The 23,673-nt window shown below is 67.6% G+C and carries 19 protein-coding genes; 16 read left to right on the top strand and 3 right to left on the bottom strand.

The window, feature by feature from the left end:
• The first annotated feature begins 14 nt into the window (after positions 1-14).
• Both EDC25_RS01175 and EDC25_RS01170 read left to right on the top strand, forming a co-directional pair.
• The gene (locus EDC25_RS01175; protein WP_164483860.1) at positions 15-581 is read left to right on the top strand and encodes a CAP domain-containing protein; all 567 of its coding nucleotides are present in this window, start codon (positions 15-17) and stop codon (positions 579-581) included.
• Positions 582-772: 191 nt separating this feature from the next.
• Entirely contained in the window at positions 773-5,719 is a 4,947-nt protein-coding gene (locus EDC25_RS01170) for an NAD-glutamate dehydrogenase (protein WP_132577163.1), read from the top strand.
• 278 nt (positions 5,720-5,997) lie between these two features.
• Here EDC25_RS01170 and infA read toward each other — a convergent pair whose 3' ends face one another.
• Positions 5,998-6,216, bottom strand: coding sequence for a translation initiation factor IF-1 (gene infA, locus EDC25_RS01165; protein ID WP_123520683.1), 219 nt, complete (start codon positions 6,214-6,216; stop codon positions 5,998-6,000).
• A gap of 97 nt (positions 6,217-6,313) precedes the next feature.
• A complete protein-coding gene (locus EDC25_RS01160; RefSeq protein ID WP_123520684.1) occupies positions 6,314-7,432 on the bottom strand; it encodes a ribonuclease D in 1,119 nt (372 codons plus the stop codon).
• A gap of 32 nt (positions 7,433-7,464) precedes the next feature.
• On the opposite strand from EDC25_RS01160, the gene EDC25_RS01155 reads away from it, so the two are divergent.
• The 11 genes from EDC25_RS01155 to recO all read left to right on the top strand — a co-directional run bounded on the left by EDC25_RS01155 (position 7,465) and on the right by recO (position 18,852).
• Entirely contained in the window at positions 7,465-9,408 is a 1,944-nt protein-coding gene (locus EDC25_RS01155) for a formylglycine-generating enzyme family protein (protein ID WP_123520685.1), read from the top strand.
• Between the two features lie 69 nt (positions 9,409-9,477).
• Positions 9,478-10,323 carry a M48 family metallopeptidase gene (locus tag EDC25_RS01150; protein ID WP_123520686.1) on the top strand — a complete coding sequence of 282 codons (846 nt, stop codon included), beginning with the start codon at positions 9,478-9,480 and terminating at the stop codon, positions 10,321-10,323.
• Positions 10,324-10,432: 109 nt separating this feature from the next.
• Entirely contained in the window at positions 10,433-11,014 is a 582-nt protein-coding gene (gene rpoE / locus EDC25_RS01145; RefSeq protein ID WP_123520687.1) for an RNA polymerase sigma factor RpoE, read from the top strand.
• A gap of 3 nt (positions 11,015-11,017) precedes the next feature.
• A complete protein-coding gene (locus EDC25_RS01140) occupies positions 11,018-11,641 on the top strand; it encodes a sigma-E factor negative regulatory protein (RefSeq protein ID WP_123520688.1) in 624 nt (207 codons plus the stop codon).
• Positions 11,642-11,779: 138 nt separating this feature from the next.
• On the top strand, positions 11,780-13,276 hold the full coding sequence (locus tag EDC25_RS01135; RefSeq protein WP_377599394.1) for a DegQ family serine endoprotease: 1,497 nt from the start codon (positions 11,780-11,782) through the stop codon (positions 13,274-13,276).
• Between the two features lie 104 nt (positions 13,277-13,380).
• Entirely contained in the window at positions 13,381-15,171 is a 1,791-nt protein-coding gene (gene lepA / locus EDC25_RS01130) for a translation elongation factor 4 (protein ID WP_123520689.1), read from the top strand.
• Positions 15,172-15,222: 51 nt separating this feature from the next.
• Positions 15,223-16,020 carry a signal peptidase I gene (gene lepB, locus EDC25_RS01125; protein WP_123520690.1) on the top strand — a complete coding sequence of 266 codons (798 nt, stop codon included), beginning with the start codon at positions 15,223-15,225 and terminating at the stop codon, positions 16,018-16,020.
• Positions 16,021-16,043: 23 nt separating this feature from the next.
• Positions 16,044-16,406, top strand: a complete 363-nt coding sequence (locus EDC25_RS01120) for a DUF4845 domain-containing protein (protein WP_123520691.1) — start codon at positions 16,044-16,046, stop codon at positions 16,404-16,406.
• Complete coding sequence (gene rnc, locus EDC25_RS01115) at positions 16,396-17,067, top strand: ribonuclease III (protein WP_123520692.1); 672 nt, start codon at positions 16,396-16,398, stop codon at positions 17,065-17,067. The genes EDC25_RS01120 and rnc overlap by 11 nt, the downstream gene beginning before the upstream one ends.
• The gene (era, locus tag EDC25_RS01110) at positions 17,064-17,960 is read left to right on the top strand and encodes a GTPase Era (protein ID WP_123520693.1); all 897 of its coding nucleotides are present in this window, start codon (positions 17,064-17,066) and stop codon (positions 17,958-17,960) included. Before rnc ends, era begins: the two co-directional genes overlap by 4 nt.
• A 73-nt stretch (positions 17,961-18,033) precedes the next feature.
• The gene (gene recO, locus EDC25_RS01105; RefSeq protein ID WP_123520694.1) at positions 18,034-18,852 is read left to right on the top strand and encodes a DNA repair protein RecO; all 819 of its coding nucleotides are present in this window, start codon (positions 18,034-18,036) and stop codon (positions 18,850-18,852) included.
• Between the two features lie 14 nt (positions 18,853-18,866).
• Here recO and EDC25_RS01100 read toward each other — a convergent pair whose 3' ends face one another.
• Positions 18,867-19,586 (bottom strand): response regulator, encoded by a 720-nt coding sequence (locus EDC25_RS01100; protein ID WP_123520695.1) that lies wholly within the window; start codon positions 19,584-19,586, stop codon positions 18,867-18,869.
• Positions 19,587-19,683: 97 nt separating this feature from the next.
• Between EDC25_RS01100 and EDC25_RS01095 the strand changes: the two genes are divergently transcribed.
• From EDC25_RS01095 to rlmD, 3 genes are all read left to right on the top strand, one after another.
• Complete coding sequence (locus EDC25_RS01095; protein WP_123520696.1) at positions 19,684-21,669, top strand: hypothetical protein; 1,986 nt, start codon at positions 19,684-19,686, stop codon at positions 21,667-21,669.
• A gap of 23 nt (positions 21,670-21,692) precedes the next feature.
• The gene (locus tag EDC25_RS01090) at positions 21,693-22,271 is read left to right on the top strand and encodes a YdbL family probable chaperone protein (RefSeq protein WP_240639546.1); all 579 of its coding nucleotides are present in this window, start codon (positions 21,693-21,695) and stop codon (positions 22,269-22,271) included.
• Between the two features lie 68 nt (positions 22,272-22,339).
• Complete coding sequence (gene rlmD, locus EDC25_RS01085) at positions 22,340-23,671, top strand: 23S rRNA (uracil(1939)-C(5))-methyltransferase RlmD (RefSeq protein ID WP_240639547.1); 1,332 nt, start codon at positions 22,340-22,342, stop codon at positions 23,669-23,671.
• Positions 23,672-23,673 lie beyond the last annotated feature (2 nt).

Raw genomic sequence — 23,673 nt, 5'->3', positions numbered from 1 at the left:
GCCTGGAGGCCCGGATGTGCCAGTTCCACCTGACCGGCGCGCTGCTGGTCGCCGCGACTGCCCTGGCAGCAGGGCCGTCGCAGGCCGCAAGCATGGACTGTCTCCACTTCGATGCCTTCGAAGGCGGACTGGCGCCCGCCGGCCCGATGCGCGAGGTCCAGCGACTGCACAACTGCGCGCGTCGCACCGCGCAGCCGCGGCCGTCGCCGCGCCTGCGCGACCTGAAATGGAATCCCACGGTGGCCGCCAGCGCGCAGTCGTGGGCGAACCAGTGCAACTGGGCGCATCCAGGTGGCCATCCCTACGGTGAAAACCTCGCCGCCGGTTCGATCGGTTACGACGCGCCCGGCCTGGTGCCGATGTGGATCGACGAATACGTGCATTACAACTATGCCGGCAACACCTGCGCCGCCGGCCAGATATGCGGCCACTACACGCAGGTGGTCTGGCGGACCACGCAGGAACTAGGATGCGCGACCAACACCTGTTCCGGCGCGCTGCCCTGGGGTGGCACGGGGCAGTGGTTCTATCTGGTCTGTCGCTACTCGCCACCCGGGAACAACGGCGGCCGCCCGTACTGATTCCCTGCGCTTGCCGCGTCGCCCATTGCGCGACGCGTCACCGGGCTGAACGCCCGCTGGCCGTTGGCCCGGATCCGGACATCCCTGCGTCGCCTCAGCGCATCGCGGCATGGATTCGCCGCGCCTGCCCCGGTATCCTGCGCGGCTGCAATCCAGTCCCTCGAAACCCCTGATTTTTCCGGAGAAAAACCATGAGCGCCTTGGCCGCGGTCGTTCCTACGTCCGAGTCGGTTGTTGCCATCCTTGACCAGCTGTCCGGACGCCTGTCCGGCGCGCGACTGAAGGAGGCGCGGACGTTCGCGGAAGGCGTGCTCGGCCGGGTCGCCGACGACGACCTGGCCGGCCGCAGCCAGGGCGACTGGGCGGCGCTGATCCTCGATCTGCTCGAGTTCGTCCGCGCGCGCGCCACCGGCAAGGCGAAGATCCGCGTGTTCAACCCGACGCTTGCCGAGCATGGCTGGGACAGCCCGCACACGGTGATCCAGATCGTCAACGACGACATGCCGTTCCTCGTCGACAGCGTCGGCATGGCCATTGCCGCGCATGGCGCCGTCGCGCATACACTGATCCATCCGGTGGTCCTGGCGTCGCGCGACCCGGGCGGCCACCTGCTCGCGCTGGGCAGTGGCGTCAGCGAATCGGTCATCCATGTCGAGATCGATCGCCAGCCGGAAGTCGAACAGCTGCGCCGGCTGAAGGAAACGCTGGAGCGCGCCCTCGTCGATGTCCGCCTGAGCGTGACCGACTGGGCCGCGATGCGGCAGCGGATCGTCGAGCTTTCCAGCGGCCTGTCCGGCGAACCGGGTCCGGCGGGCGCCGATGAGGTCGCGGAGATCCGCGCATTCCTGGACTGGGTCGGTGACGACCATTTCACCTTCCTCGGCTACCGCGAATACGAAGTCGCCAGCGTCGACGGCGACGAGGTGCTCAGGGCCATCCCGGGCACGGGCCTGGGCATCCTTCGCGGCGACATCGTCGGTGCGACTCCGCGCAGCATCAGCAGCCTGGCCGCGAACGACGCCGAAACCGAAGGCGCCAACCGCGTGCTCATCATCACCAAGACCAATGCGCGTGCCACCGTGCACCGCGTCGGCAACATGGATTACATCGGCCTGCTGCGCTTCGATGCACAGGGCAAGGTCGTCGGCGAACGCCGCTTCATCGGCCTGTTCACCTCGGGCGCCTACATGCGCCGCCCGCAGGACGTGCCACTGGTGCGAACCAAGGTCGCCGAGGTGATGCAGCGCTCGGGCCTGCGCCCGGACAGCCACAGCGGCAAGGCGCTCAAGCACATTTTGGAGACGCTGCCGCGCGACGAGCTGTTCCAGTGCAGCACCGACGAGCTGTACTCCATCGCCACCGGCATCCTCGGCCTGCACGAGCGCAGCCGCACGCGCCTGTTCCTGCGGCGCGACCGTTTCGGGCGTTTCTTCTCGGCGCTGGCGTTCATTCCGCGTGACCGCTTCAACACCGGTGTGCGCGAACGCATCGAGGCGATGCTGCTGCAGGCGCTGCAGGGCCAGACCATCGACACCCAGGTGCAGGTCGGTGATTCCACGCTGGCGCGCCTGCACATGGTCATCCGGCCGCCCTTCGGCGTGCGCCCGCAGTTCGACACGGTGGCACTGGAAGCGGAAATGGCGCGCATCGTCCGCAACTGGCACGACGAGCTGCGCGACATCCTCGTACAGCGCCATGGCGACGACCTCGGCCTGCGCCTGGCGACGCGCTACCAGCGCGCGCTACCTGCCGCCTACGTCGAGCAGGTGCCGCCGGAAATCGCCGCCGCCGACCTGCTGGCGATTTCGCATCTCGGCAACGAGGACGACCTGCGCCTGAACCTGTACCACGCGCCGGGTGACCGCGAGGGCGCGCTGCGCTTCAAGCTCTATCGCATGGGGCAGGCGATCACGCTGTCCGAAGCGCTGCCGATGATGGAGAACATGGGCCTGCGCGTGCTCGCCGAACATCCCTACGAAATGGAAGTGGCGGGGAGCCTGATCAGCATCCAGGACTTCGAGATCGCGTTCCCGGAACACGTCGACGTCGACCTCGAGGTTTCGCACCGCTTCTTCGAGGAAGCCTTCGAGGCCGTTTGGCGCGGCCGCGCCGAGAGCGACAGCTTCAACCGCCTGATCATCGGCGCGCGCCTGTTCTGGCGCGAAGTCGCGGTACTGCGTGCTTACGCGAAGTACCTGCAGCAGGTCGGCACGCCGTTCTCGCAGTCCTACATCGAGCAGACGCTCAACCGTTATCCGGTGCTCGCCCGCCTGCTGATCGAGGTGTTCCAGGCCAAGTTCGACCCGGCCCGCGTCGACGAGCCCGCCGAGGAAACGCAGCGCTGGCAGGGCGTGGTCGAGCGCGCCATGGGACGTCTGTCGCGCACCGACACCGAGCGTGCGCAGATCCCGGCGCTGGTCGAGGCCCGCGGGATGGGCCCGGCGGTGTTCGAGCGGGCCATCGTCGAAGCGGTGAAGACGCTGCTGGAGGAAGTGGGGAGCCTGGACGAGGACCGCATCCTGCGCAGCCTGATGGCAGCGATCCACGCGACGCTGCGCACGAATTTCTACCAGCTGGCCGAGGACGGCCGGCCGCACGACTACATCAGCTTCAAGTTCGATCCGGCGCGCCTGATCGAAGCGCCGAAGCCGCGCCCGTACCGCGAGATCTTCGTCTATTCGCCGCGCATCGAAGGCACGCACCTGCGCTTCGGACCCGTCGCCCGCGGCGGCCTGCGCTGGTCCGACCGGCGCGAGGACTTCCGCACCGAAGTGCTCGGCCTGGTGAAGGCGCAGATGGTGAAGAACACCGTCATCGTGCCGGTCGGCGCCAAGGGCGGCTTCATCGTCAAGCGCCCGCCGGCCAGCGGCGACCGCGATGCGATGCTCGCTGAAGGCGTGAGCTGTTACCGCAGTTTCATCAACGGCCTGCTGGACATCACCGACAACCTCGTCGATGGCAAGCCGGTGCCGCCGAAGAACGTCGTCCGCCACGACGGCGACGATCCGTACCTCGTCGTCGCCGCCGACAAGGGTACGGCGACGTTCTCGGACATCGCCAATTCGGTGTCGGCGGAACATGATTTCTGGCTTGGCGACGCCTTCGCATCCGGTGGTTCGTACGGTTACGACCACAAGGGCATGGGCATCACCGCGCGTGGCGCCTGGGAGTCCGTGAAACGCCACTTCCGCGCGCTTGGCGTCGATTGCCAGAAGGAAGACTTCACCTGCGTCGGCATCGGCGACATGTCCGGCGACGTCTTCGGCAACGGCATGCTGCTGTCCGAGCACATCCGGCTCGTCGCCGCCTTCGACCACCGCCACATCTTCATCGATCCGCAGCCGGATTCGGCGCGCGGATTCAAGGAGCGCAAGCGCCTGTTCAACGTACCGCGCTCGAGCTGGGACGACTACGATCGCAGCCTGATTTCCGAAGGTGGCGGCATCTGGCCGCGCAGCGCCAAGACCATTCCGCTGTCGCCGCAGGCGCGCGAGGCGCTGGGCATCGCGGACGACGTCACGTCGCTGACGCCGAACGAACTGATGAAGGCGATCCTGAAGGCACCGGTCGGCCTGCTCTGGAACGGCGGCATCGGTACGTACGTGAAGGCCTCCAGTGAATCGCACGCCGATGTCGGCGATCGCGCCAACACGCCGCTGCGCGTCGATGGCCGCGAACTTCGCTGCAAGGTCGTGGGCGAGGGCGGTAACCTGGGCATGACGCAGCTCGGACGCATCGAGGCGGCGCGCGCCGGCGTGCTGCTCAACACCGATTTCATCGACAACTCGGCCGGCGTCGACACCTCGGACCACGAGGTGAACATCAAGATCCTGCTCAACGAGCTGGTACAGCGTGGCGTGCTGAGCCTCGACGAACGCAACGCGCTGCTGGTCGAGATGACCGACGAGGTCGCGCAGCTGGTCCTCAACGACAACTACCGCCAGAACCAGGCGATCAGCCTGATGGAGCGCATGGGCGTCGCGCGCCTGGGTTCCAAGCAGCACTTCGTGCGCACGCTGGAAGCGCAGGGCAAGCTGGACCGTGCCATCGAGTACCTGCCCAGCGACGCCGAGTTCGAAGAACGCCGGGCGCGTGGCGAAGGGCTGACGCGGCCCGAGCTGGCGGTCCTGCTGTCCTACAGCAAGATCGAACTGTTCGAGCGCCTGCTGGAATCGGACGTACCGGAGGATCCGCACCTGTCCGCCGAACTGGCGCGCTATTTCCCGAAGCCGATCCAGGAGCGCTACGGCCGCGAGCTCGAGCAGCACCGCCTGCGTCGCGAGATCATCGCCACGGCGGTGACCAACTCGATCGTCAACCGCATGGGTTCGACCTTCGTGCTGCGCATGCAGGAAGACACCGGGCAGACGCCGGCGCAGATCGCCAAGGCTTACAGCATCGCCCGCGAGATCCTCGATGCCCGCGCCCTGTGGGCGGACATCGACGCGCTCGACGGCAAGGTCACCGATGCGGTTCAGGTCGATGCGCTGATGCGCATCTGGCAGCTTCTGCGCTCGATGACGCGCTGGCTGCTCAACCTGCCCGGCGACAAGCTGGTGATCGCCAATGCCGTGGCCCGCTACGCGCCCGGCCTGGCCGAACTGCGCAGCGGCCTCGGCAAGCTGGTGTCCGCCAGCGAGCGCGAAGCCATCAGCGCCGATGCTTCGAACTGGCAGGAACGCGGCGTGCCGAAGGCGCTGGCCGCGCAGCTGGCGGGGCTGTCACACCTGGCGGCGGCGCTGGACATCGTCGAGGTCGCGGCCGAGCGTGGGCTGCCGGTGGGCAAGGTCGCCGAAGTCTATTTCCAGGTCGGCGACACGCTGCACCTGAAATGGCTGATGGACCGTGTCGAGGACCTGCCTGTCACCGGTCGCTGGCATGCGCATGCACGTGGCAGTCTCCGCGACGAGCTGTTCGCGCAGCATCGCGCGCTGACGGCACAGATCCTCGCCGGTGCCGCCAAGCCGGATGGCAATGGTCGCAAGCTGGTCGAGGCCTGGTTCACCGGCGATGACCCGGGCCTGCGCTTCACCCTCGGCATGCTGGCCGACATGCGCAACCAGCTGGGCATGGACTATCCGACCGTGATGGTCGCGGTGCATCGCCTGGCACAGCTGGTGAACGCGGGCCGTCGCTGATCACGGCGCAAGGAAAACAAGCCGCCCTGCACCCGTTGCAGGGCGGTTTTCCGCCGCGGTCGTCCGGTGTGCGCAGGCGGAGCTCGAGCAGGCGCGCGCGAGCCGCGGGCATCGCGGAAACGAGAAGGCCCGCGTCGCATAGGCGGAAATGTTTGCTGTCTCCCCGAAGCCGCAGCCTCCGCTGGAAGCGCGGACACGGCAATGCCCCGCGGCGCCCCGGTCAGGGCGGCGGACAGCTTCGGGATACTGGAAGGCGGCCGTGGGGGCCGCCACCGCCATTACTTCATGCGGTAGGTGATACGACCCTTGCTCAGGTCGTACGGGGTCATCTCGACCTTGACCTTGTCACCGGTGAGGATGCGGATGTAGTGCTTGCGCATGCGACCGGAAATATGGGCGGTAATGACGTGGCCGTTGTCCAGCTTCACGCGGAAAGTGGTGTTGGGCAGGGTCTCGATGACCGAGCCTTCCATCTCGATTTGATCGTCTTTCGACATCCGTTGGCGTCGTGTTGGGTCAGGGGCCCGCTGGGCGAAGGCGGCGATTCTGCCATGAGTAGCGCCGCTTGGCAAAGTTTGGAGCAGTGCGCCGTGGCTACAGTTCAGCCACCAGCGCCGGCTCCAGTACTTCACGGCGCCAGCCGGCCAGGTCGTCGGGCAGCCGTCCGGCGCGGAGCAGAAACTCCAGCGCACGTCGCGGGCACAGCAGTCCCGGCGGCAGGTCGAGGCGCTCGGCTTCCCGGTCGACGACCGCCTTCAGGCGCTTCATGCCCTGTTTCAGGACATCGTCGTGCGGCGCCGGCACGGGAACGGTTGTTGCGAGTTCCTCGTCGTCCGGCACGCGTTCGAGCAGGTTGAGCAGCGCCTGCAGGCTGCGGCGGCGTCCCGCCGGTGCATCGGCCAGGCGAGCGGCCAGGCGGGCCGCGCTATGTTCCGGTTCGATGGCGGCGGCTATGGCGGTGTGGTCGTCCAGGACCCAGCGGCGTGGCAGGTCGCGCTCGCGCGCGGCCTGTTCGCGCCACAACAGGATGCGGCGCAACTGCGCCTGCGCGAGTGGCGACCAGCGCCAGCCGTTGCGGAAGGCGAGCTGTGGCTGCTCGTCGGTCTCGCCGCGCCAGCCGTTTTCGGCCAGCCGCCGGCAGTCTTCCCGATGCCAGGACGCATACCCGCGGGTCTTTAGGCGGTCGTCGAGCAGCGCGTGGACGCGGTGCAGGTGGCGGACGTCATCCAGGGCGTAGCTGATCTGCCGGTCGCTGAGTGGGCGCGCCAGCCAGTTCGACCGTGTTTCCTGTTTTTCCAGGTGGACGCCGAGGAGCTGCGCCACGCAGGCCTGGTAACCCAGCCCCGCGCCCAGTCCGGCGAAGGCCGCGGCGATCTGGGTGTCGTACAGTCCGGTGATCGGAGCGGGAAGCAGTGGCCGCAGCGCCACCAGATCCTCGCTGGCGCTGTGCATGAGGATGGTCGCCGCCGGATCAGCCAGCACCTGGCCCAGGGTTTCCAGGGGCTTGAAGACCAGCGGGTCGATCAGCGTGGCCGGGGCGGGGCCGGCCAACTGCACGAGGGCGAGGGTCGGCCAGTACGTGCGTTCACGGACGAATTCGGTATCGACGGCGAGGATCTGGCCACCTTCACCGCGCCACTCGAGCAGGGTGGGGCCGTCTTCGATCCAGAGTTCTGTCGGATGGGTGGTCGATTCGTCGGGATTGGGTACCATTCGGGGATGATGCAGTTGCAGGCAAGCCGCGCATGATACGCCGGGTCATCTCGATCCTGATCGCCCTGGCCGGCTGCGCCGTCCTGTACAGCTGGTGGCAGCGCGGCCAGGAGACCCTGTCCGGCGGCCTGACTCCACCGGCCACCGTGCTTGCCGACAGGCCGGAAGCCCCGGTTTTTCCGGGCGATGAGGGCGATGACGGCGATGACGACCCCGGCACGGGAGCCGTCGCAGTCGAGGGTGAGCCGCACGACACCCCGGAACCGGTCGCCTCGCCGGTTCCCGAAGCCGGCTGGGCACCGACGCTGGTCGAGTTCGACCACAGTGACCGCAACGGCGTGACGGTGATCCTGCAGCGCGCCGATGCCGCGCTGGCGCAGGGTCGCCTTTTCCGGCCGCCCGGCGACAACGCCGTCGATCTCTTCGTTTCCGTCCTTGCGGCCGCGCCCGGCAACGCGCGGGCGCGCGCCGGCCTGGAGCGCACACTGGAACGCCTGGCTGCGGACATGGAATCGGCGATGTCGCTGGGCGACTACCCGGGCGGACGCGCTGTGCTGCCGATACTGGAGCAGTTGCACGAAGGTCCTGCCGACGTGGCGCGCTGGCGTGCCTGGGTGGTCGCCGGCGAGGCCCAGCGCGTGCTGCTGGAGCAGGCCTCGGCGGCCGTGGAGCGCGGCCGGCTCGACCGTGGCAACCGATCCGCCAGGGCCATCTACCAGCAGGTGCTCGAGCTGGAACCGGGCAATCTCACGGCACAGGCCGGCCTGGCCGCCATCCGCGACCGGCTGCTGACGCAGGCGCTGGCCCGTGGCGAAGAGGGCGCATTCGAGGAGGCGGAAGCACTGATAGACCGGGCAGCCGCGGTGACGCCTGATGCCCGCCTCGCACTGGAGGAGGCGCGGACGGCGCTCGTCGAGCAACGCAACCACATCGGTGCGGTCCTGCTCAGCCAGGCGCACCAGCGCCTGGACGAAGGCCAGGCCGATGCGGCCGAAGCCACCCTCGAGCAGGCGCTGGCCATCGCCCCCGATCACGTCGGCGCCGGCCTGGTCCGGGAACGTATCCGCAATGTCCGCCTGTACGCCGGCTATGGCGAAGGCGAACGCTTCCGCGACGCGCTCGGCGACGGTTCCAGCGGTCCGGTGATGGTGGTGGTGCCAGTCGGCAGTTTCCTGATGGGCTCGCCGGAGAGCGAGGCCGGCCGCCGCAACAACGAAGGTCCACGGTTTCGCGTGCGCTTCGACCAGGGCTTCGCGCTGGCGGAATCGGAAACCACCGTCGGCGCCTTCCGGCTGTTCGTCGAAGCGACGGGCTACCGGACCCATGCCGAGCGCGAGGGACGTTCGTCGGTGTACGACGAGCGTTCCGGCAGCATGCGCGAACGTGCCCGGATCAACTGGCGTCATGACGAGACCGGTCGCGCCGCGCCGGACACCTATCCGGTGGTCCATGTCGACTGGGATGACGCGGTCGCCTATGCCACCTGGCTGGCGGAATCGACCGGCAAGCCTTACCGCCTGCCATCGGAAGCCGAGTTCGAATACGCCCTGCGTGCCGGCAGCGCGACGGCCTATCCGTGGGGCGCCGGACCGCCGAAGCAGGCGGTCGCCAACGTATCCAGTGCCGGCGACCGATCGCGTTCGCGCCGGGAGTGGAGCAACGCCTTCCCCGACATCGATGACGGGCACTTCGGCATCGCGCCGGTTCGCAGCTACGCCGCCAACGCGTTCGGCATTCACGACCTGGTGGGCAATGTCTCCGAATGGGTCGAGGACTGCTGGCACAGCACCTATTCGCGCGCGCCCAGTGACGGCCAGGCCTGGGTGAATCCGGGCTGTTCGCGACGCGTCGTGCGCGGCTCGTCCTGGGCCAGCGGTCCGGACCAGGTGCGTGCGGCTTACAGGATGAACATCGAAGCGGCGACCACCAGCCCGCGTGTGGGCTTCCGTGTCGCGCGACACCTTGCCGGACCCTGACCGCCCGGTACACGCCGGAACGGCGGCGGCGCTATCCTCCGCGGCAGTCGCAACGACAGGAGAACGAAGATGGGTCCATTGGGTGCGGGTCGACGCGGCGGTGCCGGATTGCGCTGGTGGCCGATCATCCTGTTCGTGCTTTACCTGGGCTATTACTGGTTCAGCAACCAGCACGAAGTGCCCATTACCGGCCGCAGCCAGCTGGTGGACATCACACGCGAGCAGGAGTCCGCGCTGGGGTTGCAGTCCTACCAGCAGATCCTGGCGCAGGAGCGCGTGGTCCGCAGCGGTCCTGAGGTTGATGCGGTCCGCGAGATCGGCCGGCGCCTGGTCATGGCGGCGAAGGAAATCGCGCCCGACGTGCCATGGCAGCACTTCGACTGGGAGTTCAACCTGGTGCAGTCCGAGCAGGCGAACGCGTTCTGCCTGCCAGGCGGCAAGGTGGCCGTCTATACCGGCATCCTGCCCATCACCGCCAATGCGAACGGTCTTGCCGCCGTCATGGGTCACGAGATCGCCCACGCCATCGCCCGCCATGGTGCCGAGCGCATGGCGACGCAGAAGCTGGTGCAGATGGGCAGCATGGCCGCCGGCATGTCCGTGGGCGACATGGACCCCCAGACGCAGCGCGTGATCATGGGCGCCATCGGCGCCGGTGCCCAGTACGGCATCCTGTTGCCGTTCTCGCGCGACCATGAGAGCGAGGCGGACAAGATCGGCCTGCTGGTGGCCGCACGCGCCTGCTTCGATCCGCGCGAGGCCCCGCGACTGTGGGAGCGGATGGGCCAGGCCAGTGGCGGCCGGCAACCGCCGGAGTTTTCGTCCACGCATCCCAGCCACGACACGCGCATCCGCCAGCTCGAGGAATGGATGCCGGAAGCGCTGTCGATCTACCAGGAGCACTGCGCCCGGTGAGACCTGACCGCAGGCGCCGGATGCAGGGATCGCCCGCGATCGTCCGCGGCAGGGGAACTTGCCGGGGAACAGGCGGTCTGCCCGCCATCTTCGAAAGCAAAGGTCCGGAATGAGTGACAGGGACGTCGACCAGGAGCTGGTGGAGAGGGTTCAGCGCGGCGACCTGGGCGCCTTCGACCTGCTGGTCAGGAAGTACCAGCACCGGATCCTCGCCGTCATCGGCCGATATATCCGTGATTTCTCCGAAGCACAGGACGTGGCCCAGGAAGTGTTCCTGCGCGCCTACCGGGCGCTCGGGAACTTTCGCGGCGAAAGTGCGTTCTACACCTGGGTGTACAAGATCGCCGTCAACACCGCCAAGAACCACCTGGTGGCGCTGCGGCGGCGACCGCCGAGTGACGACGTCGATATCGAGGATGCCATGCATTTCAGTGCCGACTCGCAGTTGAAGGACCGGGCCACGCCCGAGAACGAACTGCTGCGCCAGGAGATCGAGCGCAATGTCACGGCCGCGGTCGACGACCTGCCCGAGGAGTTGCGCATGGCGATCACCCTTCGCGAAGTCGAAGGACTCAGCTACGAGGAAATCGCCGAAGCGATGGATTGCCCGATCGGCACGGTCCGTTCGCGCATCTTCCGCGCCCGCGAGGCGATTGAGCGCCGTATCCGCCCCCTGCTGTCCGAGACGTGATCCATGACCAGTTCCTCCCATCGCGAAGATCTTTCGGCCCTGATCGACGGCGCGCTCGGACGCAGTGAATCGGCGTTCCTGTTGCGGCGGCTGGAACACGACGCCGAGCTTCGCGAGACCTATGCGTGCTGGCACCTGATCGGCGATTGCCTGCGTGGCAGCCGTTCGATGATGCCGGCGCCCCATGCGTTGGCCGAACGCGTCCGCGCCGCGATCGCCACCGAAGCGGTGCCGCGCCGGCGCCTGCCGCTGCAGGTCGGATTGCGCTGGGCTGCCGGTTTTGCCACCGCGGCGGTGGTGGCGGCATCCGCCTTCTGGTACGTCCAGCCAGGTGCGCCCGGCGCATCCGGTACCGACGCCGGCCAGCTGGTCGCCGGTGAATCGGAAGTGACGCGTTCGGGCGTGCGCGCCGACGACCTGCGCCGCCAGCTGCCGCTGCTGCCGGTGTCGTCGCGGTCGTCGCGACCGGTCGGGGCAGGGGAATTCGCACCCACGCCCGATCCGGAAGCCTGGCAGAAGGCACCGGTGACGTCGCTGCACTATCCATCGACCCAGTACATCATCGTGCTGCCCGCGACCGTCCGTCCCGCGGCCCCCGCGCAGGAACGGCCGGCGTCAGCGCAGTAGCGGTTGCCGGAGGCCCTGCCATCGCCCGTGAACCGTGGGCGGTGCGGTTGAGCCGTCCGCAGCCGACCCCATTTCCAGGTGCCCGGGGCCCGGTCGGGACGTGCCGGGCCGATTGAATCGACATCGCTAGGAGTTCCGATGAAGACGCATCAACTTTTTGCCTTGCGCATCGCCCTGGTCGGGGCATTCATGGCCGTAGGGCCGGCTGCGTGCGCCCAGAGCGAGGCGCCGGCCGCCGCCGGCAGCGTCGCGGCGATGCAGGCCAGCCAGCCGGCGCAGACTGCAGCGCCGGTGCAGGTCACCGGGCTGCCGGATTTCACCGCGCTGGTCGAAGGGAACGCGCCGGCCGTGGTCAACATCACCGCGCTGACCACCGCGGCCAGCCGGCAGCGGAGCATGGAAGAAGAAGAGATGCCGGAGTTCTTCCGCCGCTTCTTCGGTCCGCCGGGCGTCCCGGGCGGGCGTGATTCCACTTCCGGTGGTTCCGGTTTCATCATTTCCCAGGACGGCTACATCCTGACCAACAACCACGTGGTGCAGGGTGCCGACGAGGTGACGGTCCGCCTGACCGATCGTCGCGAATTCCGCGCCGACGTGATCGGCACCGATCCGCAGACCGATATCGCCGTCCTCAAGGTCGACGCCAGCGGCCTGCCGACGGTCCGCCTCGGCAATGCGAACACGGTCAAGCCGGGCCAGTGGGTGGTGGCCATCGGGTCGCCGTTCCGATTCGACCACACCGTCACCGCCGGTGTCGTCAGCGCGACCGGCCGCAGCGTCGGTGGCAGCGACCAGCAGTACGTGCCTTTCATCCAGACCGACGTCGCCATCAACCCGGGCAATTCCGGCGGGCCGCTGTTCAACCTCTCCGGGGAGGTGATCGGCATCAACTCGCAGATCTTCTCCGGCACCGGCGGCTACATGGGCATCAGTTTCGCCATTCCGATCGACGTCGCGCAGAATGTCGTCGACCAGCTGAAGACCGACGGCCGGGTCCGTCGCGGGCGCATTGGCGTGGAGGTCCAGGAGGTCACGCGCGCATTCGCGGAGTCCCTGGGCCTGGATCGTCCGGTCGGTGCGCTGGTGGCGCGTGTCGTCCCGGGCAGTGCCGCTGACCAGGCGGGGATCAAGATCGGCGACGTGATCCTGAGCTTCGATGGCCGCGACATCATCACCCAGAGCGACCTGCCGCCGATCGTCGGCACCACGCGTCCGGGCAGCAAGGCCGACGTGCGCATCGTCCGCGATGGCCGCGAACGCATGCTCACCGTCACTGTCGCCGAGGCGGAGTCCGATCCGGAGGCCGTGCTGCCGGCGCGCTCGGGTGAGGCTCAACCCGCGAGCGCCACGCGCCTGGGCATGCGCCTGCAGGATCTGAGCGCGGAGCAGCGCACCCAGGCCGAGCTGGGCAGCGGCGAGGGCGTGCTGGTGGCGCAGGTCGTCGGCGGCCCGGCCGGACGCGCCGGGCTGCGTCGCGGCGACATCGTCCTGCGTGTCGGTCGGACCGACGTCGGCAGCGTGGCAGCGTTCAACAAGGCGGTCGAGGGCGTCAAGGCCGGCGATTCGGTCATGTTGCTGGTCCGCCGCGGCGGCGCCAATACCTTCCTGGCACTGAACGTCCGCGAAGGCGACTGAGCCCGTTCCACCAAAGGGACACCCGGCGGCCGCCCATTGGGCGGCCGCTTTTGCGATAATCGCCGTCTTTATGCCTGGTGACCCTCCGGGCGATCGCCCGACTCATGAATCTGATACGCAACTTTTCGATCATCGCCCACGTCGATCACGGCAAGTCCACGCTCGCCGACCGCATCATCCAGTTCTGTGGCGGCCTCACCGAGCGCGAGATGGAAGCCCAGGTGCTGGACAACAATCCCATCGAGCGTGAGCGCGGGATCACCATCAAGGCGCAGTCGGTCTCGTTGCCGTACAAGGCGCTGGACGGCAATACCTACCAGTTGAATTTCATCGACACCCCGGGCCACGTCGATTTCTCCTACGAGGTCAGCCGCTCGCTGGCCGCCTGCGAAGGCGCGTTGCTGGTGGTCGATGCCGCCCAGGGCGTCGAGGCGCAGAGCGTCGCCAACTGCTACACGGCGGTGGAGCAGGGGCTGGAAGTCGTGCCGATCCTCAACAAGATCGACCTGCCGACCGCGGATCCGGATCGGGTGAAGAGGGAAATCGAAGCGGTCATCGGCCTTCCCGCCGACGACGCCGTGCTGATTTCCGCCAAGACCGGCGTCGGCATCCAGGGCGTGCTCGAGGCGATCGTCGCCCGCATCCCGCCGCCGAAGCCGCTCGACACCGACCGCCTCCAGGCCCTGATCATCGACTCCTGGTTCGACAATTACCTCGGTGTGATCTCGCTGGTGCGCGTCATGCAGGGCGAGATTCGCAGCGGCGACAAGATCCTGGTCATGTCCACGGGGCGCAGCCACGAGGTCGACCAGGTCGGTGTGTTCACACCGAAGCGCAAGGTCACCGGCCGCCTCGGCCCGGGCGAGGTCGGATTCATCTGCGCCTCGATCAAGGACGTGCACGGCGCGCCGGTCGGCGACACCCTGACACTGACCGGCAAGCCGGCGAGCGAGCCGCTTCCAGGCTTCCAGGAAATGCAGCCGCGCGTCTTCGCCGGCCTGTTCCCGGTCGATGCCGACGACTATCCCGACCTGCGCGATGCGCTGGAAAAGCTGCGTCTGAACGATGCCGCCTTGCGATTCGAGCCGGAAAGTTCGGAGGCGATGGGCTTCGGTTTCCGTTGCGGATTCCTCGGCCTGTTGCACATGGAAATCGTGCAGGAGCGCCTGGAGCGCGAGTACGACCTCGACCTGGTCACGACCGCGCCGACCGTGGTCTATGAGGTGGAGACCAGCGATGACCAGATCATCACGCTGGACAACCCCGCGCGCCTGCCGCCGCTGTCGAACATCCGCGAGATCCGCGAACCGATCATCCTCGCGAACATCCTCACGCCGCCTGACTACGTCGGCAACGTGATCACGCTGTGCGAGGAAAAACGCGGCGTGCAGGTCGGCATGAACTACCTGGGTTCGCAGGTGCAGATCAGCTATGAGCTGCCCCTGGCCGAGGTGGTTCTGGATTTCTTTGACAAGCTCAAGTCGGTGTCGCGCGGCTACGCGTCGCTCGACTACCACTTCCTGCGCTTCCAGGCCGGCAGCTTTGCCCGCGTCGACATCCTCATCAACGGTGAGCGCGTCGATGCGCTGAGCCTGATCGTCCATCGCAGCTTCGCCGAACGGCGCGGCCGCGACCTCGTCGAGAAGATGAAGGACCTGATTCCGCGCCAGATGTTCGACGTTGCCATCCAGGCCGCCGTCGGCTCGCAGATCATTGCCCGGTCCACGGTGAAGGCGCTGCGCAAGAACGTGCTCGCAAAGTGCTACGGCGGCGACGCCACCCGCAAGCGCAAGCTGCTTGAGAAGCAGAAGGAAGGCAAGAAACGCATGAAGTCGGTGGGTCGCGTTGATATTCCGCAGGAAGCATTCCTGGCGGTGCTGAAGATGGACAAGTAGGCGCCAGGTGAAAGCGCCCGGATCGCGGTTGTCGAGAATGAGGAAGGTTTGATGAGGCTGGATTTCGCCCTGTTGCTGGTCGCCCTGACCGCCCTGACCGGCCTGATCTGGCTGGCCGATCGCCTGTTCTTTGCGCCGCGGCGCGCGCAGCGCAATGGCAGGGTTCCTGCCGTGGTCGAGTATGCGCGCTCTTTCTTCCCGGTCATCCTCGCGGTGCTGGTCTTCCGCAGCTTCCTGTTCGAGCCGTTCAAGATCCCGTCCAGTTCGATGATGCCGACGCTCCTGATCGGTGACTTCATCCTGGTCAACAAGTTCGCCTACGGCATCCGCCTGCCGGTGACCAATACCAAGATCATCCCCGTCGGCGAGCCCAAGCGCGGCGATGTCGCGGTGTTCCGCTATCCGGTCGACCCCAATGTCGACTACATCAAGCGCATCATCGGCATACCGGGTGACGTGATCAGCTACCGCAACAAGGTGGTGCATGTGAACGGCCAGGAAGTGCCGCAGGAGATGCTGGGCCGCTATGTCGGCGAGCGCAGCAGCGCCGAGTACACCGGCTACGAGGAACTGCTGGAGCGGTTGCCGGGAGCCGAACACCGTATCCTCCGACGGCCGGACCCGCGCGCCCTGAACCAGCTGCAGGACGAATTCCGGGTGACGGTGCCCGAAGGCCATTACTTCGTTCTGGGCGACAACCGGGACAACAGCCAGGACAGCCGCTACTGGCGGTTCGTCCCGGAAGCGAACCTGGTGGGCCGGGCTTCGGTGATCTGGTGGAACTGGGACAGCCGTGACGGTATGCTTGAGGCAGTCGATTTCGGTAGGCTTGGAACTATCGTTCGTTGACACGGACATCAGGGGGTAGGGGTATGCAAAGGCGCCAGAGGGGCTTCACGCTGATCGGCTTGCTCGTGGTCATGGCGGTCGTCGGTTTTTTTGCTTACATCGGCATGAAGCTGTTTCCGGTGTATTCGGAGTACTACAGCGTCGTGACGGCGATGAAGGGGCTGGCCAAGGAGGACGGAGTGCGCTCACTTGGTGCCGATGCCATCCGCCAGCGTTTCGACAAGCGCCTCAACATGAGCTATGTCGAATCCGTGAAACCCAACAACGTGCGTGTGACCACCCAGGGAACGCCGCAGATCCGCGTCCGTTACGAAGTTCGGCGGACGCTATTCGGCAACCTGGATTTCATCGCGACCTTCGATCGCACCGAAACCCTTGGCGGCTGATCCTCTTCCCGGCCTGGGCTACCGTTTCACGGACCCGGGCCTGCTCCGCCAGGCGCTCAGCCACCGCAGCGTCGGTGTTCCGCACAACGAGCGTCTGGAATTCCTCGGCGACGGACTGGTTGGCGCCATCGTCGCCGAGCTTCTGTACGAACGGTTTCCGAAGGCCAGCGAAGGGCAGCTGACACGCCTGCGCGCACTCCTGGTGCGCCGGGAAGCGCTGGCTGCGCTGGCGCGCACGCTGTCGCTGGGCGACCATCTCCGCCTCGGACCCGGCGAGCTCAAGAGTGGCGGCTACCGCCGCGAATCGATCCTGGCCGATGCCTTCGAGGCGCTGGTGGCAGCGATCTTCCTGGACGGTGGCTGGGATGCCTGCCGGGAATGGCTGCGGGGACGCTGCGCCGGGTCGCTGGAATCCCTCGACCTTGTCCAGACCGCGGATGCCAAGACGCGCCTGCAGGAATGGCTGCAGGGGCGCGGCCAAGGGCTGCCGCGATACCATGTGGTCAGTGCCAACGGCCAGGCGCATGCGCAGGAGTTCGTTGTCGAGTGCCGCGCCGAAAGTACGGAAAAAGTGACGGAAGGTCGGGCCGGCAGCCGCAAGCAGGCCGAGCAGATCGCCGCGCAGGCCATGCTTTCGCATCTTGAAGGATTGAAAAAATGAATGCCGCAGCCTTCCGGGCCGGTCACGTCGCCCTGATCGGCCGGCCCAACGTGGGCAAGTCCTCGCTGCTCAATGCCCTGATCGGCCAGCGGCTCTGCATCGTCTCGCCGCGTCCGCAGACGACCAGGCACCGCATTCTTGGCGTCGCCACTCGTGAGGACGGCCAGATCGGCTACCTCGATACGCCGGGCATCCACGCCGGTACCGGCAAGGCCCTCAACCGGCAGTTGAACCGGACCGCGCATACGGCGCTGGCCGGCGCCGATGCCTGCGTGCACGTGGTCGAGGCGCTGCGCTTCGACAACGAGGATCGTGCCGTGGCCGATGCCGCCCTGTCCGCCGGGATTCCCTGCCTGCTCGCGATCAACAAGGTGGATGCCGTCAAGGACAAGGAGCGCCTGCTGCCCTTCATCGCGCAGATCAGCGAAGGGCGCGGCTACCAGGGTGTATTCCTTGTTTCGGCACGGCGTCGCAGTGGTCTGGAAGAGCTGGAGGATGCGATCGCAGGCGCATTGCCGGAACAGGACGCGCTCTACGAAGCCGACACCTTGACCGACCGCAGCGAACGCTTCCTGGCGGCGGAACTGGTCCGCGAGCAGCTCATGCGCCAGCTTGGCCAGGAACTCCCGTATTCGACCACGGTGGAGATCGAGCGCTTCGAGCTGGAAGGTCGCATGAGACGCGTCCATGCAGTGATCTGGGTCGAGCGCGATGGCCAGAAGGCCATCGTCATTGGCGACAAGGGCGAGCGCCTTCGCGACATCGGCAGCAAGGCGCGCATCGCCATGGAAAAGCTCTTCGACGGAAAGGTGTTCCTTGAAACCTGGGTCAAGGTCCGCCGCGGCTGGTCGGATGATGACCGGGCGCTGCGCGAGCTGGGCTATACGGATTGATCGCATGCGCGCGCCAATGCGTGTGGCGCCGACATGGTCGCGACGAAGGCCTTGTGGTCCCTGAGGATCGATCATGCGTTTCGAGGACGAGCCCGCCTATGTACTGGAAGCGCGGCCCTACCGCGAGACCAGCCTGCTGCTTGAGTTGCTGACGTCCAGCCAGGGCCGGCTGGCCGTGGTCGCCCGGGGCGTGCGCGGCGGCAGTCGCAGCGCCACCGCCCGGCGCGCAGCGCTGGAGCCGTTCCGACGCCTGCGCATTGGCGCCTCCGGCCGCGGCGACGTCCTGAGCCTCGGCGCGATCGAATCCGAAGGCCCGGTCCTCCGGCTCGCCGGCGCGCCGCTGTTTTCGGCCTGGTACGTCAATGAACTCGTACACAGGCTGACCGGCCGGGGTGATCCGGCGCCCTCGCTTTTCCGCCGCTATGCCGACTGGCTGGGCGAGCTGGGCGGCATCGTCTCGCCGTCGCCACCAACCGGGCAGGGGATCGCAGACGAACGACCTTCATCGCAGGGCCCGTGGGCACGCCCGGCGGCGACCGTACCGGATGCCCGCGCCGACGATCGCCTGGCGTGGTCTTTGCGCCGCTTCGAACGCGACCTGATCGGGTTGCTGGGCTATGCACTGGTGCTGGACGAAGACTGCGTCAGTGGGCGGCCGCTGGTCGACGATGTCGTCTATTGCCTCGATCCCGAACACGGGGCGCGGCCCTGGTCGCCGGACAGTCCCTGGCCGCGCGCCTCCGCCCAGGTACTTCGTGCCTGGTCCGGCGACGGACTGCCCACGCCCGACCAGTTGCGGCAACTCAAGCCCCTGGCCCGCGCCCTGGTCCGGCATTACCTGGGCGGTGGCGAGTTGCGCGCCTGGCGCCTTGCGGCACAGTGGCGGACCTGATCAGCGCGCTCGGGTCAGCCTGACAAGGCCTGCTGCACGCGCGCCAATGCCGCATCCAGTCCTTCCGGGCCCTGGCCCGGATCCGTGCGGGCGGCATCGCAACACTGCCTGACCTCGGCGGCGCCCACCCAAGCGGCCGAGGCACACAGCCGGTGCAGTTCCTGCGCCAGCTGCATGGTGTCGCCGCGGGCTGCGCAGGCGGCAATGCGCTCGCGGACGGCGGGCAGCTCGGTGGCGAACAGCTTGCGCATCGACGCGAGTGTGGCGGCGTTGCCGGCACACACGGCCAGTGCCGCCTCGTCATCCAGTACCGGCGCCGGTGAAACCTGCGACCGTGCTGCCTGTGCCGTTGCGTGCGGGGTGTTTCCGCCCAGCACCTGCGCGATCCGGTCCAGCAGGACCTGGGGCGGGCAGGGCTTGGCAAGCGCGTCGGCGAAGCCATGCGCAAGCAGCTTTTCGCGTTCATCGCGGTCGAGCTCCGCGCTCATGAGCACCGCCGGCGGCGCTGGATGCACGCGACCATCCCCGGGGCCCGTCAGCAGCTCATGGCCTTCGCCATCCGGCAGCCAGCGGTCGCTCAGCAACAGGTCGAAGCGCCGGTCTGCCAGCGCCCTGCGGGCTTCAGCGAGTGAACCCGCCTGAATTGCCTGGTAACCGGCATCCCTCAGCACGCTGGCGACATACTCGGCGATCATCGTATGGTCTTCGACGATGAGGATCGATTTCCCTGCCATGTCTCCCTCCCCGGTCGCTGGCCGCCGGTCCCAGCCTCGCCGGGCCTCCGCGTCGGGTCAAGTCATCGGCCTGCTGGTGGCGCTGTTGGCGACCCCAATGCCGCAGGCAGCGGCACTGGAAACGCGACACGAGCTCGACCTGCGGATCGCCCGGATCGCCCATGCCCAGGCCGAAGCGGAAGCCTTGCGACTGTCCTTCCGGCCCATGGGGCTGGAGCAGCCCGCACGCCTGGTGCTCGACATCGAGCGCCTGAAAATGCCGGCCCTGGACCAGGAGCTGCGCTCGGTCCACCTGGAATGCGAACCCTCCATGCAGGCCCGGCCCGACGCCCCCGAGCTGGCGGAATGGGCCTGCCAGGGGCCGGTACGCTGGCGCGGCGGGCAGGCCGACTGGAGCCTGGGCTGGCGCAGTGCCAGTGACCTGTCAGCGATCCAGGTGCGCCTGGCACAGGGCAGCAGCGAACTGGTCCTCGACCTGCCACTGGTTGGCAAGAGGATGGTCGCCCAGGCGCGCAGGCTGTCGGCGGGCTGGATGCAACGGCTGCTGCCGCAATGGCAATGGCAGGGCGGACGCATCGATGGACGTCTCGAGCACACCGCGCCCTCACAGTGGCGGGGCGAGCTGAAGGCGTCAGCACTCGCCGCCCAGACGCCGGACGGGCGATTCGCCCTCGCCGGGGTCGCCCTTTCCGGCCCGTTCGAGATTGCGAACCGCGCCCATGGACAGCTGTCCGTGGCCGCGAGATCGACACTGACCGCAGGCGAAGTGCTGGCCGGGCCATTCTACGTGGGCTGGCCGGAAGGGAGCGCCGTCAGTCTGGACCTGGCCATGGTCGGGCAGGGAGGACGATGGCAGGTGGACCGGCTGAGCCTGGGCGAGGACGGCTTCTCCGCGGCGGTGAGCGGCCGTCTCGACAACAGCGGCAGCGGCGGATGGGTCCAGGCCGCCGATATTGCCATCGGCATCGACCTGGATCGCCATTATGAGCGATACCTCGGTGGCGTCATGACCTGGCTGGGACAGCGCGATGTCAGTGCCCGCGGCCAGCTCGATGTCCGCGTCGGCCTCGCGGAAAACGGGCGTTTGACACGGCTCGACGCGGCGCTGGAGGACGTCGGCCTTCGGCATCCGGCGGGGCGTTACGATCTCGTCGGCGTCACGGGCGAACTGGGGTTCCGCGACGACGGCGACGACGAAGCAAGGACGGCGCTGGGCTGGCGCCGGCTTGGCGTGAGCGGGTTGCCGCTGGAAGCCGGCCGCCTGGTCGCGGTCAGCCGTGGGGGCGAGCTCGTCGCGCAATCACCCGTGGTGCTGGGCCTGTTCGGCGGCAGCATCACCCTCGATGCGTTGCGGATCCGGCCATTCGATGCGGAAGGCGACCGCCTGTCCGCCGCCGTCGAGCTGCGCGACATCGACATGACGTCGCTGGCGACGGCGTTCCGCTGGCCGGCATTTCCCGGGCGCCTGGACGCGAGTCTGCCGCGCCTGCGCTACAGCGGCGAGCGCCTGACCGTCGATGGCGAACTGGATATCGAAGCCTTCGATGGCAGCATCGACATTGGTGCACTGGCGATCGAACGGCCATTCGGCGTCGCGCCGGCGCTGAGCGCGGATGTGCGCATGCGGGGCCTGGACCTGCAGCCGATGACCGAGGTGTTCGGATTCGGGCGCATCGAGGGCCGCCTCGACGGCGACATCGTCGGCCTGCGCCTGCTCGACTGGCGACCCGTGGCATTTGACGCCGACCTGCGCTCGCAGGAATCGGGCCGGCGCCGGATCAGCCAGCTCGCCGTCGAGCAATTGACGAGTGTCGGCGGCGGAGGTTCGGTATCCGGCCTGCAAGGGCGCCTGCTCGGTGCCTTCGACAGTTTCAGCTACCGGCGCATCGGCCTGTCCTGCCGCCTCGCCAACGACGTCTGCGAAATGGGCGGCATCGAAGGCGAGGATGGCAGTTACACTATCCTGCAAGGCTCCGGGCTGCCGCAGATCACCATCCGCGGCTTCCAGCGCCGCGTCGACTGGCCCGTGCTGCTCGGGCGGCTGCAGGCGATGCTGCGCGGTGCCGCACCCACCGTGGAATGAACGACGACCCTGAGGAGATGACGATGCTGCGTCCCTTGCGATGGCTGTTGCTGTCGGCACTGCTGGTGCTGGCGGCCTGCGTCACCATCAATGTGTACTTCCCGGCCGCCGAGGCCGAGCGCGCTGCGCGCGAATTCGTCGACGATGTCATCGGTCGCTCCGGCAATGGGCAGCCGCCAGCGGAGGATGAAAACCGTGGTGCCCACGTGTCGCGCTTCCACTTCGGATTCATTTCCACGGCGCATGCCCAGGCCGACATCAATATCCGCACGCCGGCCATCCAGGCCATCCGTGCCCGCATGCGCGAGCGTTTCGAGACCCTGAAACCGCATTTCGAGAGTGGCGCCATCGGCATGACCGCCGATGGACGCATCGCCGTGCGTGATCCGGCGTCGCTGCCGCTGCGTGAGCGCGCCACGCTGAACCAGCTGGTCGCCGAAGACAACCGTGACCGCGACGCGGTCTATCGCGAGATCGCCGTCGCCAACGGCCATCCGGAGTGGGAAGCACAGATCCGCGAAACCTTTGCACGCGAATGGATCGAGCGCGCCGGTGCCGGCTGGTACTACCAGGGCGCGGGCGGCAGCTGGACCCGCAAGTAAGGCGTCATCCCATTGCACGCCGCGGCCATGCCGGCCGCGGCGTTTCGTTTTTCAGGACACCGCAGACGTTGAACAGAAGAGCCAGTTCGCGCAGGGATGCGCCGCCAATCGAACTCCGCATCGATGACCTCAGCCACGAGGCACGCGGTGTCGCACGACATGAAGGCAAGGTGGTTTTCGTCGAGGACGCCCTGCCCGGTGAGCAGGTCCTGGCAAGGATCACCCGCCCGGGCCGTGATTTCGACCAGGCGCAGACGCTGGAGGTCCTGGCCGCATCGCCGGATCGCGTCACGCCGCGCTGTCCGCACTTCGGCGTATGTGGCGGCTGCGTGCTGCAGCATCTTTCGCCCACTGCGCAGATCGCCGCCAAGGAAAAGCAGCTGCTGGAGAACTTCCGCCGCATCGGCGGTCTCGAACCCGCGCGGGTGCTGCCGCCACTGGTCGCCGAACCCTGGGCCTACCGGCGCAAGGCACGGCTGTCGGTGAAAAACGTCGCCAAGAAGGAAAAGGTGCTGGTCGGCTTCCGCGAACGCCAGCCGCGCTTCATCGCCGACCTGTCGGTCTGCGAAGTGCTCGACGCCCGCATTGGAAAGCGTCTGGAAGCGATTTCGGCACTCGTCGCATCACTGGGTGTCGCCGAGTCCATCGCGCAGATCGAAGTGGCGGCCGGGGACGGCATGCCGGCGCTGGTGTTCCGCCATCTGCAGCCGCTTGGGGCGGGCGATGCCGGGCGCCTGCAGGCATTCGGCGAGCGTGAGGGCATCGCCATCTACCTGCAGCCCGGCGGCAACGACAGCGTGCACCGCCTGTGGCCGGCGGAACACGAACTGGTGTTCTCGCTGCCGGAGCGTGGGCTGGAATACCGGTTCCTGCCGCTGGACTTCGTCCAGGTCAACGCGCGCATCAATGCGGCGATGATCGAACACGCACTGGCGCTGCTGGCGCTGAAGGACCATGAGCGGGTGCTTGACCTGTTCTGCGGACTCGGCAACTTCACCCTGCCATTGGCGCAGGTGGCGGCCCATGTCGTCGGCGTCGAAGGCGAGGCCGGACTGGTTCAGCGTGCGCGCGACAACGCGCGCCGCAACGGGCTGGAAGAGAAAACCGGGTTCCATGCCGCCGACCTGACGCAGGACCTGCGCGGGCATGAATGGGCCCGGCAGCGCTACGACGCAGTGCTCATCGACCCGCCGCGTACCGGTGCACAGGCGATGCTTGAGCAACTGCGCTTCCCGGATGCGCAGCGCTTGCTCTATGTGTCCTGTCATCCCGGCAGCCTGGCGCGTGATGCCCGCATCCTTGCCGATCTCCATGGCTTCCGTCTGTCCGCCGCCGGCGTCATGGACATGTTCCCGCATACGGCGCATGTCGAGTCCATCGCGCTGTTCGAACGCGGTTGAGG

This window comes from Pseudofulvimonas gallinarii, from assembly GCF_004343305.1.
Taxonomy (GTDB): Bacteria; Pseudomonadota; Gammaproteobacteria; order Xanthomonadales; family UBA2363; genus Pseudofulvimonas; species Pseudofulvimonas gallinarii.
This window is presented reverse-complemented; position numbering and strand designations above follow the sequence as displayed.

Coding starts and splice junctions, on each gene's coding strand:
- EDC25_RS01135 (WP_377599394.1), top strand. CDS start 11,780: ATGAAGACGCATCAACTTTTTGCCTTGCGCATCGCCCTGGTCGGGGCA.
- EDC25_RS01155 (WP_123520685.1), top strand. CDS start 7,465: ATGATACGCCGGGTCATCTCGATCCTGATCGCCCTGGCCGGCTGCGCC.
- era (WP_123520693.1), top strand. CDS start 17,064: ATGAATGCCGCAGCCTTCCGGGCCGGTCACGTCGCCCTGATCGGCCGG.
- recO (WP_123520694.1), top strand. CDS start 18,034: ATGCGTTTCGAGGACGAGCCCGCCTATGTACTGGAAGCGCGGCCCTAC.
- EDC25_RS01160 (WP_123520684.1), bottom strand. CDS start 7,432: ATGGTACCCAATCCCGACGAATCGACCACCCATCCGACAGAACTCTGG.
- EDC25_RS01120 (WP_123520691.1), top strand. CDS start 16,044: ATGCAAAGGCGCCAGAGGGGCTTCACGCTGATCGGCTTGCTCGTGGTC.
- EDC25_RS01175 (WP_164483860.1), top strand. CDS start 15: ATGTGCCAGTTCCACCTGACCGGCGCGCTGCTGGTCGCCGCGACTGCC.
- lepA (WP_123520689.1), top strand. CDS start 13,381: ATGAATCTGATACGCAACTTTTCGATCATCGCCCACGTCGATCACGGC.
- EDC25_RS01095 (WP_123520696.1), top strand. CDS start 19,684: ATGCCGCAGGCAGCGGCACTGGAAACGCGACACGAGCTCGACCTGCGG.
- lepB (WP_123520690.1), top strand. CDS start 15,223: ATGAGGCTGGATTTCGCCCTGTTGCTGGTCGCCCTGACCGCCCTGACC.
- EDC25_RS01150 (WP_123520686.1), top strand. CDS start 9,478: ATGGGTCCATTGGGTGCGGGTCGACGCGGCGGTGCCGGATTGCGCTGG.
- EDC25_RS01100 (WP_123520695.1), bottom strand. CDS start 19,586: ATGGCAGGGAAATCGATCCTCATCGTCGAAGACCATACGATGATCGCC.
- EDC25_RS01090 (WP_240639546.1), top strand. CDS start 21,693: ATGCTGCGTCCCTTGCGATGGCTGTTGCTGTCGGCACTGCTGGTGCTG.
- EDC25_RS01170 (WP_132577163.1), top strand. CDS start 773: ATGAGCGCCTTGGCCGCGGTCGTTCCTACGTCCGAGTCGGTTGTTGCC.
- infA (WP_123520683.1), bottom strand. CDS start 6,216: ATGTCGAAAGACGATCAAATCGAGATGGAAGGCTCGGTCATCGAGACC.
- rpoE (WP_123520687.1), top strand. CDS start 10,433: ATGAGTGACAGGGACGTCGACCAGGAGCTGGTGGAGAGGGTTCAGCGC.
- EDC25_RS01140 (WP_123520688.1), top strand. CDS start 11,018: ATGACCAGTTCCTCCCATCGCGAAGATCTTTCGGCCCTGATCGACGGC.